The sequence below is a fragment of the Periweissella ghanensis genome (assembly GCF_918814755.1).
GTDB lineage: Bacteria > Bacillota > Bacilli > Lactobacillales > Lactobacillaceae > Periweissella > Periweissella ghanensis.
The window spans coordinates 86,086-100,686 of sequence record NZ_CAKKNT010000003.1 but is presented as its reverse complement, the minus strand read 5'-3'; the positions used below and the strand labels follow the sequence as shown (position 1 = coordinate 100,686).

At 41.6% G+C, this 14,601-nt stretch carries 16 protein-coding genes; 14 read left to right on the top strand and 2 right to left on the bottom strand.

The window, feature by feature from the left end:
* Positions 1 to 103 precede the first annotated feature (103 nt).
* The 10 genes from LQZ76_RS02175 (at position 104) to LQZ76_RS02130 (ending at position 11,104) form a co-directional block, all read left to right on the top strand.
* Positions 104 to 1,252 carry an NAD(P)-dependent malic enzyme gene (locus tag LQZ76_RS02175; protein WP_230098127.1) on the top strand — a complete coding sequence of 383 codons (1,149 nt, stop codon included), beginning with the start codon at positions 104 to 106 and terminating at the stop codon, positions 1,250 to 1,252.
* A 17-nt stretch (positions 1,253 to 1,269) separates the two neighbouring features.
* Positions 1,270 to 2,325: a [citrate (pro-3S)-lyase] ligase gene (gene citC / locus LQZ76_RS02170; RefSeq protein ID WP_230098126.1), complete on the top strand. Its 1,056-nt coding sequence runs from the start codon at positions 1,270 to 1,272 to the stop codon at positions 2,323 to 2,325.
* On the top strand, positions 2,315 to 2,608 hold the full coding sequence (gene citD / locus LQZ76_RS02165; protein WP_230098125.1) for a citrate lyase acyl carrier protein: 294 nt from the start codon (positions 2,315 to 2,317) through the stop codon (positions 2,606 to 2,608). Before citC ends, citD begins: the two co-directional genes overlap by 11 nt.
* 2 nt (positions 2,609 to 2,610) lie before the next feature.
* On the top strand, positions 2,611 to 3,525 hold the full coding sequence (citE, locus tag LQZ76_RS02160) for a citrate (pro-3S)-lyase subunit beta (RefSeq protein ID WP_230098124.1): 915 nt from the start codon (positions 2,611 to 2,613) through the stop codon (positions 3,523 to 3,525).
* Positions 3,515 to 5,053, top strand: coding sequence for a citrate lyase subunit alpha (gene citF, locus LQZ76_RS02155; RefSeq protein WP_230098123.1), 1,539 nt, complete (start codon positions 3,515 to 3,517; stop codon positions 5,051 to 5,053). The genes citE and citF overlap by 11 nt, the downstream gene beginning before the upstream one ends.
* 51 nt (positions 5,054 to 5,104) lie before the next feature.
* Complete coding sequence (gene citG / locus LQZ76_RS02150; RefSeq protein WP_230098122.1) at positions 5,105 to 6,487, top strand: triphosphoribosyl-dephospho-CoA synthase CitG; 1,383 nt, start codon at positions 5,105 to 5,107, stop codon at positions 6,485 to 6,487.
* A 157-nt stretch (positions 6,488 to 6,644) separates the two neighbouring features.
* On the top strand, positions 6,645 to 7,964 hold the full coding sequence (locus LQZ76_RS02145; RefSeq protein WP_230098121.1) for a 2-hydroxycarboxylate transporter family protein: 1,320 nt from the start codon (positions 6,645 to 6,647) through the stop codon (positions 7,962 to 7,964).
* Between the two features lie 375 nt (positions 7,965 to 8,339).
* Positions 8,340 to 9,527 (top strand): MFS transporter, encoded by a 1,188-nt coding sequence (locus LQZ76_RS02140; RefSeq protein ID WP_230098120.1) that lies wholly within the window; start codon positions 8,340 to 8,342, stop codon positions 9,525 to 9,527.
* A 250-nt stretch (positions 9,528 to 9,777) separates the two neighbouring features.
* On the top strand, positions 9,778 to 10,764 hold the full coding sequence (locus LQZ76_RS02135; RefSeq protein WP_230098119.1) for a type II TA system antitoxin MqsA family protein: 987 nt from the start codon (positions 9,778 to 9,780) through the stop codon (positions 10,762 to 10,764).
* A gap of 43 nt (positions 10,765 to 10,807) precedes the next feature.
* Positions 10,808 to 11,104 (top strand): type II toxin-antitoxin system Phd/YefM family antitoxin, encoded by a 297-nt coding sequence (locus LQZ76_RS02130; RefSeq protein ID WP_230098118.1) that lies wholly within the window; start codon positions 10,808 to 10,810, stop codon positions 11,102 to 11,104.
* 156 nt (positions 11,105 to 11,260) lie between these two features.
* Here LQZ76_RS02130 and LQZ76_RS02125 read toward each other — a convergent pair whose 3' ends face one another.
* The gene (locus LQZ76_RS02125; RefSeq protein ID WP_230098117.1) at positions 11,261 to 11,539 is read right to left on the bottom strand and encodes a type II toxin-antitoxin system YafQ family toxin; all 279 of its coding nucleotides are present in this window, start codon (positions 11,537 to 11,539) and stop codon (positions 11,261 to 11,263) included.
* Positions 11,532 to 11,774: a type II toxin-antitoxin system RelB/DinJ family antitoxin gene (locus LQZ76_RS02120; protein WP_230098116.1), complete on the bottom strand. Its 243-nt coding sequence runs from the start codon at positions 11,772 to 11,774 to the stop codon at positions 11,532 to 11,534. The genes LQZ76_RS02125 and LQZ76_RS02120 overlap by 8 nt, the downstream gene beginning before the upstream one ends.
* A gap of 152 nt (positions 11,775 to 11,926) precedes the next feature.
* Here LQZ76_RS02120 and LQZ76_RS02115 point away from each other — a divergent pair, with 152 nt between their 5' ends.
* The 4 genes from LQZ76_RS02115 to LQZ76_RS02100 all read left to right on the top strand — a co-directional run bounded on the left by LQZ76_RS02115 (position 11,927) and on the right by LQZ76_RS02100 (position 14,585).
* On the top strand, positions 11,927 to 12,184 hold the full coding sequence (locus LQZ76_RS02115; protein ID WP_230098115.1) for an NUDIX hydrolase: 258 nt from the start codon (positions 11,927 to 11,929) through the stop codon (positions 12,182 to 12,184).
* A gap of 41 nt (positions 12,185 to 12,225) precedes the next feature.
* Entirely contained in the window at positions 12,226 to 12,366 is a 141-nt protein-coding gene (locus LQZ76_RS02110; protein WP_230098114.1) for a hypothetical protein, read from the top strand.
* Positions 12,367 to 12,745: 379 nt separating this feature from the next.
* Positions 12,746 to 13,342 carry an ATP-binding cassette domain-containing protein gene (locus LQZ76_RS02105; protein ID WP_349304828.1) on the top strand — a complete coding sequence of 199 codons (597 nt, stop codon included), beginning with the start codon at positions 12,746 to 12,748 and terminating at the stop codon, positions 13,340 to 13,342.
* Positions 13,320 to 14,585, top strand: coding sequence for a hypothetical protein (locus tag LQZ76_RS02100; RefSeq protein WP_230098112.1), 1,266 nt, complete (start codon positions 13,320 to 13,322; stop codon positions 14,583 to 14,585). Before LQZ76_RS02105 ends, LQZ76_RS02100 begins: the two co-directional genes overlap by 23 nt.
* Positions 14,586 to 14,601: the final 16 nt, after the last annotated feature.

Sequence of the window (14,601 nt, the reverse complement as noted above, 5' to 3'; positions counted from 1 at the left end):
AATATTTCAACAAAATGCTTTACAAAAATGCGCACAAGGACTAGAATCAATTTTGTTAAGAAAGTAACAAGCGAATGTCATTAAAAGAATTGAGGTTTTAAAAATGGTTGATATTAATCGGGTTATCGATTTGCATACTAAAGAAACTGGTGTTTTATCAATAAAACCAAGTTTTGATGTTAAAAATCGTACAGACCTAGGGGAAGCTTACACACCAGGCGTTGCTGAGTTATCTAAGATGATTCATGCTGATCCTAGTGAAAAGGCTAAACTAACAATGAGTGGTAAGCTCGTTGCCATTATTTCGGATGGTTCAGCGGTCTTAGGATTAGGGAATGTTGGTCCTGGTGCGAGTTTGCCAATCATTGAAGGTAAGGCATTGCTATATAAAAACTTTGCAGGCGTGGACGCTATTCCGTTGGCCTTTGAACAAGGAACCATTGATGAATTTGTCGCCACAGTTAAGAACATGGCCCCTTCATTTGCCGGCATTCATTTGGAAGATATCGCCGCCCCCCGCGTGTTTGAAATTGAAAAGCGCCTCGCTGCGGAACTTGATATGCCGGTATATCACGATGACCAAACTGGCACAGCGATTGTTGTATTGGCGGGATTAATTAATGCCGCTAAAGTCGTTGACAAGCCCTTAACCGACCTCAAAATTGTCATTAATGGAATTGGTGCTGCTGGAGTAGCCACTGCCAAAATTTTAATTGCGGCAGGCTGTAAAAACTTAACGCTCGTTGATATTGATGGGGTTATTCACCAAGAAGATACACAGTACAACCCATATCAACTTGATTTGTTAAACGCTATTAACCCAACTGCGGGTACGACATTGGATGATGTTATTGATGGCCAAGATGTGTTCATTGGTTTATCAGATGCCAATGTGTTAAGTGGTGCACAAGTGCAACGAATGGCTGACAACGCGATTATTATGGCGCTAGCTAATCCAGTGCCAGAAATTTTACCTGAAGAAGCCTTAGCAGCGGGGGCCAGTGTTGTAGCAACTGGTTCATCACAATGGGCCAACCAAGTTAACAATATCTTGGCGTTCCCAGGCTTATTCAAAGGTTTATTGGCCAGTGGATTAAAAGCCGTCGACATGAACTTACAAATCAAAGTCGCCCAAGCGTTAGCTGATTTGATTACGACCCCTGATGCGCAAAACATTGTGCCCGGAGTCTTCCAATCGGGGGTGGTGGATGCTGTTACCGAAGCCGTAATTAGTTACAGCCAAGCACAATAGTCAACCGTGGAGGCAAATTGATGGATACGATTTGTGATTTATATTTAAGCGATAAGCATACGCAACAACAGTGGCAATCGTTTTTAACTGACCGTGGGATTACGAATTTTAATCCGCAAGAAGTCACGACAATTGATCAAACAATTGGTTTATACAATGCAGAACACCAACTAGTCGGGACGGGTTCAATTGCCAATAACATCATTAAGTTTGTCGCGGTGTGTGATCAAGATGCGCCGACTAAAGGGGCCCGGTTTAATCAATTGATTTCCGAATTAACGAATCGCTTAGGGGCGCAAGGTATTTTTCATCAGTTTGTTTTCACTAAGCCAGCGTATATCCCTAGTTTTCAATACGTCGGCTTTCAATTACTGGGATCAACTGAGCAAGGTGCCATCCTAGAAAAAGGGGTGCCCAATATCAAAGATTATCTGGCCGCAATTCCTAAGTTTCCCGCTGCCAAAAAAGTTGCTGGCATTGTGTTGAATGCTAATCCTTTTACGAATGGGCATCGTTACTTAGTGGCTGAAGCAGCTAAACAAAATGATGTGGTCTATGTCTTTGTGGTTAATGCGGATGTGTCATTATTCTCAACGGCGGAACGATTTCAACTGGTACGTGAGGGCACGCGTGATTTAGCAAATGTGGTCGTCGTCAATGGCCAAGATTACTTAGTCAGTTTTGTCAGTTTCCCGGCGTACTTCATTAAAGATAACGATGCCATCATTCGTTATCAAACGGAGCTGGATGCGAGCATTTTCAAGCAACAAATTACGCCAGTCTTAGGAATTACGACGCGTTATCTAGGCAGTGAGCCACTCTCGCATACAACGGCCCTATATAATGCCAGCTTGGAGCGCATCTTAACGCCAAGTGTTGCGGTTAAGATTTTGCCGCGGTTAACGGCTGGAGCACAAGTAATTTCGGCAAGTTATGTCCGGCAATTAATTAAAGCCGGGACCTTAGCGGACTTAGCTGCATTAGTGCCACCAACGACTTTAGCATTTATTCAAAATAATCTATTAACGTTACAAACAAGAATTTCGAAGGGACAAAATATCAATGGAAATTAAACAAACTGCCATGGCCGGGACCTTGGAATCATCAGATATCCAAATCATCTTACGTGCCGGTACCAATGGTTATGAATTTGAATTAGAATCAGACGTCGCCAAGCAATTTGGTGATCAAATTAAAGCAACTATTACCAACGTCTTACAAGCTTATGCGATTGAAAACGCCCAAATTAGTGTCGTTGATAAAGGGGCGCTTGACTTAGTTATCAAAGCCCGGGCACTAACTGCTGTTCAACGCGCTTTAGCAATTGTGGATACACCAAATTGGGAGGTGATGTAATTATGGCAAATAGCAAAGAACGACTTCGCCGCACCATGATGTTTGTGCCTGGTAATAACCCCGCAATGATTAAAGACGCCGGTATTTTTGGGGCTGATTCAATCATGTTTGACTTGGAAGATGCCGTTTCAATGGCGGAAAAAGATGCCGCCCGGTACTTAGTTTATGAAGCCATCACCACGATTGATTATGGTACCGCGGAATTAGTAGTCCGGATTAATGGATTAGATACGCCATATTACCAAAATGATATTAAAGCCATGGTTAAAGCCGGCATTGATGTCATTCGCTTACCAAAAGCGGAAACAGCAGAGATGATTCATGAGTTAGAAGCATTAGTTGCCGCCGCTGAAGTTGAATTTGGCCGTGAAGTTGGTAGTACCAATTTAATGGCCGCGATTGAATCAGCCAAAGGGGTCGTTAACGCTAATGAAATTGCGGCGGCTTCTCCGCGGATGATTGGGATTGCGTTATCCGCTGAAGATTACACAACGGATATGAAAACGCACCGTTATCCAGATGGGCAAGAATTATTATATGCCCGCAATGTGATCTTACATGCGGCACGGGCTGCCGGGATTGCGGCCTTTGATACGGTCTTTACCAACATGGATGATGAAGCGGGCTTCTATCGTGAAACCGAATTGATTCACCAACTTGGTTTTGATGGTAAGTCATTAGTTAACCCACGCCAAGTAGCGATGGTTAATAAAGTTTACCAACCAACGGAAAAAGAAATTCGCAATGCCCAACAAGTTATCTTGGCCATTGAACAAGCCCGGATTAAGGGTTCAGGCGTTATTTCATTGAATGGGCAAATGGTTGACCGGCCCGTCGTGCTCCGAGCAGAACGGGTGATGCGTTTAGCCAAAGCCAATAATTTAGTAGATGCAGAAGGTGAATACATTGGAAAATAAAGTAAATCGCAACATCCCAGATGAAATCTTAGCAAGCTATGACTACCAACCATTTACATCAACCGACATCGAAGGGATGCCAGTTGAACGGGTGTTGCCAACTTTTAAGGCGACTACCGGTAGTAATAAGTTAGTTGATTCATTAGCTGATTTGGTCAACAAGACCGTCCGTGATGGCATGACTATCTCATTTCACCACCATTTCCGGGAAGGTGACTATGTCTTTAACAAAGTTATGCGCATTATCATCGATAACGGCTATCAAAATTTGACCTTAGCCCCATCATCTTTGACCAATGTCATGAACGATATTGTCGTTGAAGCGATTGAAAAGGGCGTCGTTACTAACATTACGTCATCTGGGATGCGCGGAACATTAGGGGATGCTGTCTCACATGGGGCGTTAGCTAATCCGGTTATTTTCCGTTCTCATGGGAATCGGGCGCGGGCCATTGAAACCGGCGCCATCAAAATTGACGTCGCTTTCTTAGGGGTGCCAAATGCCGATGAAATGGGAAATGCCAACGGGATGGACGGTGATTCAGCGTTTGGTTCCCTCGGTTATGCCTTAATGGATGCCCAATACGCCCAAACGGTTGTTTTAATCACGGATACTTTGAAGCCATACCCCAACACACCAGCATCAATTAAGCAAACTCAAGTGGATTACGTCGTTAAAGTCGATGCTGTCGGCGATCCAGAAAAAATTGGTTCAGGAGCCACTCGTTTCACAAAAGATCCGAAAGAATTAAAGATTGCGGAAATGGTTAATAATGTGATTACTCACTCACCATACTTTAAAGATGGCTTTTCATTCCAAACAGGAACGGGTGGGGCAGCTCTAGCGGTAACGCGGTTCTTACGCCAAGCCATGCTTGATAACCAAATCAAAGCTTCATTTGCCCTTGGTGGGATTACCAAACCAACGGTTGACCTCTTAGAAGAAGGCTTGATTGGTCGGTTGATGGATGTTCAAGATTTCGATAAGGGTGCGGCCGAGTCCATGCACAAAAACCGGAACCAACAAGAAATCGATGCGTCTTGGTATGCCGATGCAGCTAACAAAGGTGCGATGGTTGATAAGTTAGATGTTGTGATCTTGTCAGCATTAGAAATTGATACGAAGTTCAACGTGAACGTCATGTCTGGTTCTGATGGAGTCATTCGTGGGGCCATCGGTGGGCACCAAGATGCGGCCACCGCTAAATTGACGATTATCTCAGCGCCATTAGTTCGGGGCCGAATTGCCACAGTGGTTCGAGATGTAACAACGGTGGTGACGCCAGGTGAATCCATTGATGTGCTCGTAACTGAAGTTGGGATTGCCATTAACCCATTACGCCAAGATTTATTAGCCGCGCTAAGTAATGTGCCTGGGGTTCCTGTATTTACCATCGATGAACTCCAACAAATGGCGGAGAAAAAAGTTGGGACACCAAAACCGCTTGAATTTACAGATCGCGTGGTGGCCTTAATCGAATATCGTGACGGGACCATTATGGACGTGATTCGTGAAGTAAAAGATTAAGATAAGTAATTTAAGTAATAACAGAATCACCTAATTGAAAGGAAACGTGTGATGTTTACAGAAGGACAAGTGGTTAGCTTAACGGATATTTTGACGAGTAAGGATGTACGCAGTGCTCGGCAAACACAACTCCAAGCGTCTTACCCCGAACAAATAATTTGTGCCGTTAAATTAAATATTCCCGGTAATGTTAAAACCAATGCCGCAATCGTAAACATCTTTGTTGATGGTTGGTACAATATCTTAGCCGCGCTTAACCAAGCAGGGTATCCCGTGCAACATACCGTTGAATACCGCGAATTAGCAACTGGACCTGAAGCTTTTATCATTGTCGATGGCCCAATTGTCGCCGTCAAAAAAGTGATGATGGAACTTGAAACGCAGTTACCCATGGGGCGCTTATTTGATATTGATGTAATGGCCGCCGGAAATGCAACCCAACTTTCCCGGCAAGCCCTCGGTTTTCCAGCCCGGCAATGTTTGGTATGTGACCAAGATGCGAAGATATGTGCCAAAACCCAAGCCCACACGTATGCAGAAATTTTAGCCGTGATTGAACAACATTATCACCAGTACTTCAATGATTTTCGTTGGAATCAAAGCAACGCCGTTAATTTTGCCCAAAAAGGCTTATTATACGAGGTTAGTTTGAATCCTAAACCTGGATTAGTCGATCCAGCTAGCACTGGAGCCCATCATGATATGGATGTGTTTACCTTTATTGATAGTAGTTTGGCATTGACACCATATTTTAATGCCGCTTACCAAACGGGCTTTAATTTTCATGAAGATGATTTAACCCAGTTATTTGCGCAATTACGCCAACACGGTATTGTGGCAGAAAACTCCATGTTTACTGCAACTAATGGAGTTAACACGCATAAAGGGGCCATCTTTTCATTAGGGATTTTACTCGGGGCAACGGGCTATTGTTATCGCCAACAGCTAACCACTTTAACGCATCTACAAGCCACGATTAAAGCGATGTTAGCGACGTTAATTACGACTGATTTTCAAAGTTTAGCGAATAAACCCACATTAACAGCCGGAGAAGAACAGTTTTTAAAATACCAAGTGACCGGCATTCGTGGTGAAGCCGCCGCTGGTTACCCCACGGTCTTTGAGCTAGCTTTACCCCAGTTACAAAAAACAACCGGAACCTTACCACAACGGCTATTAGACACATTAATGTATATTGCTGGTAATACGCGTGATTCAAATTTAATTAAGCGTGCTGGTCAACTTGAGGTTCTTGCGGAAATGCATGAATGGGCTAACCTGTACTTTAATTTAGGTGGCAGTAAAACCACTGATGGGATTGCCTTTTTACAGCAATTAGATGAGCAATTCAAGGAACGCAACCTGAGTTTAGGTGGTTCAGCAGATTTATTAATCTTAACCATCTACACGGGATTATTAACAGCAACGATTTAACGAGATTTAATAAGATTTAACTAAGGAAGATATTTTGGAGAAGAAATTCAGAAGCGTCGTCATAATAAGTTAGCGCAATCATGGACAGTTGTGGCTCACTTATTAGCTCAATTCATGTGAAAAATTATAATCACTACCAATTTATGAGGTTAAATAAATGGATCAACAAGCACAAGGTGTAACGCCCTTAGATAAACCCAACTTCTTGAGTAAGCTTGAAAAGTTTAAAATTAGTGGGATTGGCTTACCACTATATATCGTTTTAGCCGTAATCTTACTACTAATGATCAATCTACATGCCTTGCCTAATAATATGTTAGGGGCAATCTTAGTTTTAGTTCTTCTTGGACATTTGTTCTATTATATGGGTGCTAATTTACCAATTTTTAAAACGTATCTTGGCGGTGGATCAGTTTTTACCATCTTTGCCGCTGCGGCACTAGTTACGTATGGCATAATTCCACCAAGTGTGGTTAACATCAGTAAGACCTTTGTTAACAATATGGACTTCCTTGATTTCTACATTGTTTCATTGATTGTTGGTTCAATTTTAGGGATGAACCGTAAATTATTACTCCGGGCAGCCGTTCGTTTCTTACCAGTTGCCTTTATCTCAATGGCCGTGACCCTCTTTGCGGTTGGTGGCGTGGGGATGCTTTTAGGTCAAGGTTTTGCTCACTCAATTTACTACGTCTCAATTCCAATTATGGCCGGTGGTGTTGGGGCCGGAATTGTGCCATTGTCAGGGATTTACAGTCACGCCTTTGGCCAACCGGCAGCGCATATCTTGTCACAATTATTCCCTGCAACTACGTTTGGTAACTTATTAGCAATTGTTGGGGCTGGGATGCTTTCAAAAGTCTTACAAGGTTCTAAAATTGACGGTAACGGTGTGTTAATGCCCGTTAGTGATGATATGTTACAAAAGAAAAAAGCCCCCCTTGATGCGACACGCATGGGGATTGGTTTAGTAATTGCGATGGCTTTCTTTATGCTTGGAACATTACTTAACATGTTAATACCTGCAATTAACAGCTATGCCTTTATTATTTTGACTGTTATTTTAGTTAAAGGATTCGGCTTATTACCAGAATACTACGAACAATCAGTCGTAATGTTTAGTGACGTAGTTGTTAACAATATGACGCATGCCTTACTCTGCGGGGTCGGAATGTCATTACTTGACTTGCGTGTATTGGCCGCCTCACTTTCATGGCAATTCGTAGTCTTATGCTTAACTAGTGTGATTGTAATTTCAGTCGTTTCAGGCTTTATCGGTAAATTATTCGGTATGTATCCACTTGAAGCCACAATTACCGCTGGTTTATGTAATAACTCAATGGGTGGAACAGGGAACGTTTCAGTCCTGGCCGCATCTAATCGGATGAATTTAATTGCCTTTGCTCAAATGGGTAATCGACTTGGTGGGGCCATTATGTTAGTGGTCGCTGGGTTATTAGTTTCGTTTATGCATTAATATTCAGATCACACGAAAAGCTATCAAGGAACTTGGTTCTTGGATAGCTTTTTGTTTATGTAAAATTATGACGGAGTAGTCGATTCTTAGTGTTATTATTAGATGTAAAATATTGACCAACACCTTCAATCAATTATCTTGTAACAGTGGCAAGGATAATTACGATAAGCAATCACGCAACTGGAAGGAGTAATATCGTGGATAAGAATAAAAAAGAACCGTTACAGATACTCAAAAAAGATTCAATTCTGGTAAAAGGAAGTTGTTAGTGAAGTTGGAATGTGTTAAATTATTATAAAATTCTAATCAAACAATTCGTTTAAATGCTAATTGCGGACAATTGGTGGCGAATGGGGTGAACTTCGGAGGTAGCGTATGAAAATAAAAATAATGATTCCGGCCTTAATTATGTTTGCGACTTTGGCTGCCAACGGAATCTTTAACTATGGGACGAGTTTGGAGTTGCTTAATAAAACTCATAGTTCCGTCAGTTTCGGTCTGGGGTTAATAACTGGCCCAATCATCGGCCTGGTCCTTGCCAAGCCAATTACCATGTTGCTTCATAAATTTGATAATCATTTATTGTCTACGATTGGATTAGTCGGGGCAACGCTTTCGATGTTGCTATATAGTTTCTTCATCAGTGATAATAAAGCAATGGTCTATACCGCGGTGCTGTTTTTGAGCATTAATGGAGTATTCATGCGCATATTTAATTACGCTTATATGAATAATCAAATTTACATTGTCGGCGAAGATCATATTCAGCAACTAAACGCGTTAGAGCAAGGGAGTATCTCAGTGCTGCAAATCGTTAACCCGATCATAACGGCCTTGTTGTGGGCATGGATAGGTTTGCCAAATACGCTCTGGGTGGCAGTGGGAATTTCGCTGATTGGGATTGTCCTATTACCGCGGGTTAAGTATCAAGGTGTGCGTAGTGCGGATGATAATGCAGCGCTACCAAGCTTCAAAATGGTGGTGGCTTCAGTATTAAAGCAACCAACTGTAAGAAAAGTATTTCTGTTAGAGACGCTTTTAGGGATATTTTTGGTATCAGAAATTGTGGCCATCCCATATATTCTAGTAACGGGCGGGTTTGTTACGGAAAAATATTTGGGGCTCGTCCAAGGGATTGCTGGTATCGGGGCAGTGGTCGGCGCATCGGTCGCATTCTTTAAAAAGACGCCCAATGCATTAAAAATATTAAGAGTCACAACCATATCAATTGGTGCCCTGTATCTAATATTAGCCTTCATGTTTGGGATTACGTCCAAAACAGCGGCCTTAGTTGCGGTAGTGATTGTGAGCATGGCAATCTCATTAATCAGTACGTTTGCGAGTCCAATTAGCTATACCGCAATGCAAACATCTTTGAGTGAAGAAACTAGAGCCGATGTTATCACCTGGTATTATACGATTCAAGAAATGGTGTACCCAATTGGGGCGGCCTTAGTGTCGATTCTGATGGTCGGGATTTCGCCAACCAAGTTATATTTGCTATATGGATTTATGATTATAATTATTGGGCTGGTAGTGATGCGCGGTAAGCAAAATGCCTAATAGTAGGCCGGTGTTGAAGGATGTCCTAGACGACTAATATATATGCACAATATTAAATATCGGGGATGCCACAATCCCGTTCAAACATTGTCAGGTAGCGAGGTTATTCCGCGTTACCTGGCTTTTTTGTTGCGTTGCGAATAGCTTAATTTTAATGTTTGCCCTTTATTCGGGGCGACGATATAATTACGCTACTAAAAGGGCGTGGTTGGATTATTTCAGTTCATGAAGATTATTAGGAGGTAATATTATGAATGAATTTTTTGTTGAGAGTTTAGATGAGTTTGTCCCAATTTCGGCAACCAATGTCGTTTACCAAGATATTACCGCCAAAGTCAAAGGAACTGAAATTTCAATTGAAAAAATTCCCGTTCGTATTTATGCAGCAACTAATGAAGAAGTGTTTGATCGTGACTTGGCTCAAGTCCGCGATGAACGGTTATTTGCTGCTTATGCACGCCGTAACAATTTGTTGACAACGCCTGAAATCAAAGCGATTCGGCACCACCTCGGGCTGTCACAACGCGGCTTTGCTAATTTCTTAGGTCTGGCCAAATCAACCATTGAACAATATGAAGCCGGTTCGTTACCAACGCGGGCCAATAGTAATTTAATTGAACGGGTTGCGGATTATGATGTTACGACATTGAAGAAAATGTTTGTTGATTCAGATGTAAAGAAGTATTCAAATAACGATATGGATGTTTTACAAAAACTAACGGCTGAAAAACTTGAACGGGCACGTTTTCAAAAGGCCTTAGATGTTGCTGCTTGGTTCATGGCCCAAGACTATATGCAACGCCAGGTTGATGTTACCGTATCAACGTTAACCCAAATGAAATTGCAAAAGTTACTATATTTTGCCCAAGGTATATTCATGAAGCAATATCAAAGGCTATTATTTAGTGAGGACACCTTAGCTTATACGCATGGGCCCGTCTATGATTCAGTTGCTCAGCAATTCCATGGCCAACGGGAATTAGATATTTTACAAACGCTGGATCAAGCAGCTCTTACGCAAATCCTTGCACAGCAACAAAATATTAGTGAAGATATCGAAGTGGGAGGTGTCTTAAGCTATGTTTGGGCACATTACGGGCATTTTGAAGCAGCCAGCTTACGTGCATTAACGCATAGCGATGAAAGTGCGTGGACGCGGACGTACCAAGCTGGGGAATATAAGCTGCAAATTCCAAATGAAGAAATTGTCATGGAGTTTGCAGAGGTGAAGCGGTGAGGGGGAATTATGCTAACTAAAAAATAGGTTACGAGGTGATACTTTGGTTTTAGATAATAAAGTAAAGAAAGCGGTGATAACTATGGATATCGTAACGCCAACTGAAGCTCGAGCAAATTTATTAGCCCTTATTCAAGCAACTAATCGTGATTCAGCACCGATCTTGATTGCTGGTGCTGACAATAGCAAGAGTGCAGTGTTAATGGGTAAGCAAGATTACGATGCTCTACAAGAAACGATGGCGCTATTCATGAACGGTCAAATGCAAGCAACATTAAGCCGTGAGAATGATGAATCAGTAGATTTAGCCAGGATGATTGCAGCGATTGAGCATGCATAATTGGCAAGTTAATATCAAAAAAGCAACTACACGGTAAATGAAATTACTTGATTAATTGCAATACAAATACAACGCTAAATAAACCCCTGAAGAATTTTCTTCAAGGGTTTATTTTTGGTATCAGCTGCGGGTTAGCACATTCTGGTACTTTTGTGCTTAAAATAAGTCTGAATGTGTGCCAGTATCAATAAATTTCACGTATTCACCATCATACTTGTAAATCAACAACCAATCGGGTTTAATGTGTAAATCACGTTCTGGTCTACGATTTTTCAGAGGGTAATCATTGTAATGGTCATCGAGTGGAGCATCAGATAAAAGTTTACGATAGACAATCTCAAAATCAATTTTCTGATAACGCCCACCTTTAATCATTTTTTTATAGTGCTTTTTAAAACGACTTTCAAACGATGGTTTATACTTAAATTCAGTCATTCAAGAAAGCCAATCCTTCTTCAGCACTTGCAAAATTTACATAATCATCGCTATTGATGGCTGCTTGCAAACGGGCATTAGGATTACTCAATTCAAACGGGAAACCACCAACTTCCAGTGATTTCTTTGCGAATATCCGAAAGGCATCATTAATTGAGAGTCCTTGCGCATTGTAGATATTCGTTAAAGCTGCTTTTTCTTGCTCATCCATGCGAAAATGTACTTGTGAATTCATAATAATTTACCTCCCTTATATTACGGTATAATGGTACCACGTGGTACCGGTATAATCAAGTTGGGTACTCACATGATACGAACCTCAATTGAATACATCACAAGTTGCTCCTATACTAAATATCTGGACAACTTTATTTATAGGGTGAATCGATGAAAGCAGCGATGGCGTGGGAATTAAAAGAAGAACTTGGCTTAACGATTGATGCCAACTCGCTGGGATTTGCTTTGATGATGCATAAGCGCTACAGTGATACGAATGTGCCGTATTTCAATGGCTACTTCACCGTTGAAAATTATCTAGGGACACCTAAAATTGTTGAACCAGAGAAAAATGCTGAACTTATCTGGGTTGATGTCAATGAGCTGCCTGATAACCTGATTTCGTATGTTGAGGATGGCTGGAAGTGATAGGGTGACGGGGGATGCACCAGAGTGAGAGGGAGCTAAACATGCTGAATAATCAAAGTTATTTAACAGATCTTGATGAGTTATTTGCGCAAGATCTACGGGACGCAACTTTTGCAAACGATGTTAAAGCAGAAATCAGTGAACTGAATCGTGCCGTAGCTGCTTTGGAAACGAAACGATAAATGAAATTACCCGACAAATTGAGATACAAGGTTAAATAAACCCCTGAAGAATTTTCTTCAAGGGTTTATTTTTGGTATCAGCTGCGGATCAGCCCGTTCTTGTGCCCTTGCACTTAATTCAGTTATTCAAGAACGCCAAACTTGCTTCAGGACTGGCAAAATTAACGTAAGTAACGCTATTAACCACTTCGACTCCCATGCCTAGGCAATGCTTCCAGCGGTGATTACTCAGTATCGAGGGATTTTATTAAGTTATTATTTAGAATATTGATTTTTAATAGTAATGCAAAGGTAATTTTAATATAATTATATTAATAATTTTAATGATAAAAGGTAAATGTAGCCCGCATTGATTAATTATTTTTAATGGAGGTAACGACTGATACTTGAATTTAATGAGCTGAGCTTTGCTTATAATGAAACCGACACCATTTTTAAGAACTTAACTAAAAAAATTCCCTATCAACGCATCGGTATTATCGGGAACAACGGGATTGGTAAAACAACGTTGTTGAATTTAATCGCAGGGCGGCAAAAGTACACCGGGACGATTAATTGTTCGGCCTCAACTTTTTTAGTCGATTATGATTTAGAAAAATACGGGGCCTTTACCGTGGCTGAATTTTTTGACATGCTGACTAGCTTGGCCTCTTTTAACGCCGACACCTTGTATCAATTAGCGACCAAGTTGCAGGTTGATCAATTCTTTACTAAAAAGATTCGCAACTTGTCCAAAGGCACAAATAAAAAAATTGCGTTATTGATCGCGTTTGCCTCCCGATGTGAATTACTCCTAATTGATGAGCCGTTTGAAGCGATTGATGCGGCTAGTAATCAAGCACTACTGGAGATTTTACCAAGCCTCAACAAGGAGTTAGTCATTGTCAGCCATGATTTAGCATACTTACAGCAAAGTGTTGAACAAGTCTATGTCATGGAAGGGGGGACCCTAAATGAGCTATCAGTTCATGGGTAAATTCATCCGCTTGACTTGCTGTCATCTCACGCTCAAGACGGTGCTAAAACAAACGGGCATTGCCATTTTATTGGTTGCGATGTTGGCGGTGTTATTCCTTGAAAACCATGCCATCTTTGATTTTATCGTGTTGCTGTATTTATATCTAAATGGGGCGATGATCGCGTTAGCAACCAAAAAATTTTTAAACGAACTTGATTTAAACATGCTGGGTTTTAAGGCCCACACGGTAGCCTTTGACAGCTTTTATATTGTGCAACGTTACTTGCGGGATGCGTTTATTGCCAATAGTCTCGTGTTTATCGGCTTGGAGGTATTTTTATGCTACCAATCCCCGGCGTATGCGGGCATGCTCGGCTTGGCGTATTGCCTGCATTTTCTGTTATCGCCCAGTGAGCACTTAGTATTTTTCAATCGCGTTGGCGTAGCAACAATCGCCTTGGTCATTAAAACCGGCTTTTTGATTGGCTTCACATTTTTGACGCTCAAAGGTCTCACGCCATTAGCTTGGTTAGTCTTGATAAGTGGTTATCTAGGGTATGCCATGATCATCTATGGTCTCTCATTTCGTGCCCGTAGCTGGGAGAATAACTTTACTGATCGCTTTGAAGATCAATTACGACTGGTCAAAAAAGTCGATTTATTTTTATTCCGCGATGTGATCTTCATGTACCCGGCGTTCTTTAGTTCGTTGGTCAATCTTGGCCTGTTCATGATTTTGTTTGCAACGCGTGGGGCCGTGAGCTATTATCTGATTTTTGTGCTCGTCATCTATCGGGGCCTCAATAGTTTCTTCATTAAAAAGGACCGGCACAAAGCCTATATCCTGACCACGGCCGATACTGTGTTTTGGAACGAGCAGTTATTAGCCGCGGATATCGAAAAAGTCCATCGCCAAAAATTGCAATTTAGTATCGGGGCATGGCTAATTTTTAGCATTTTGGCCATGCTAGGAGCGTTGGTGCTCCAAGATGTTAGTTTCAAAGATTACAGCTTGTTTATCCTCGTTTCATTTGGGCTGATGCTTGCCGACTACCTCTACATGGTCGTGACCGCACGGCACACTAAAATTTGGCTGACCATCGCCCAATTTGGCATCTATGTGTTCCTGGGATTGGCGTTAGTCTTTGTCAAGCAATTCTATCTACCAAGCTTAGTGATGGCAGTAGTGTTGATTGGGGTAATCTGGCTAGCCTTAAGGTGGGCGCTCAGTCAGCGAACCTTGGCGGCAATTTGGTCGTGAGCATGTTTTTAACTAT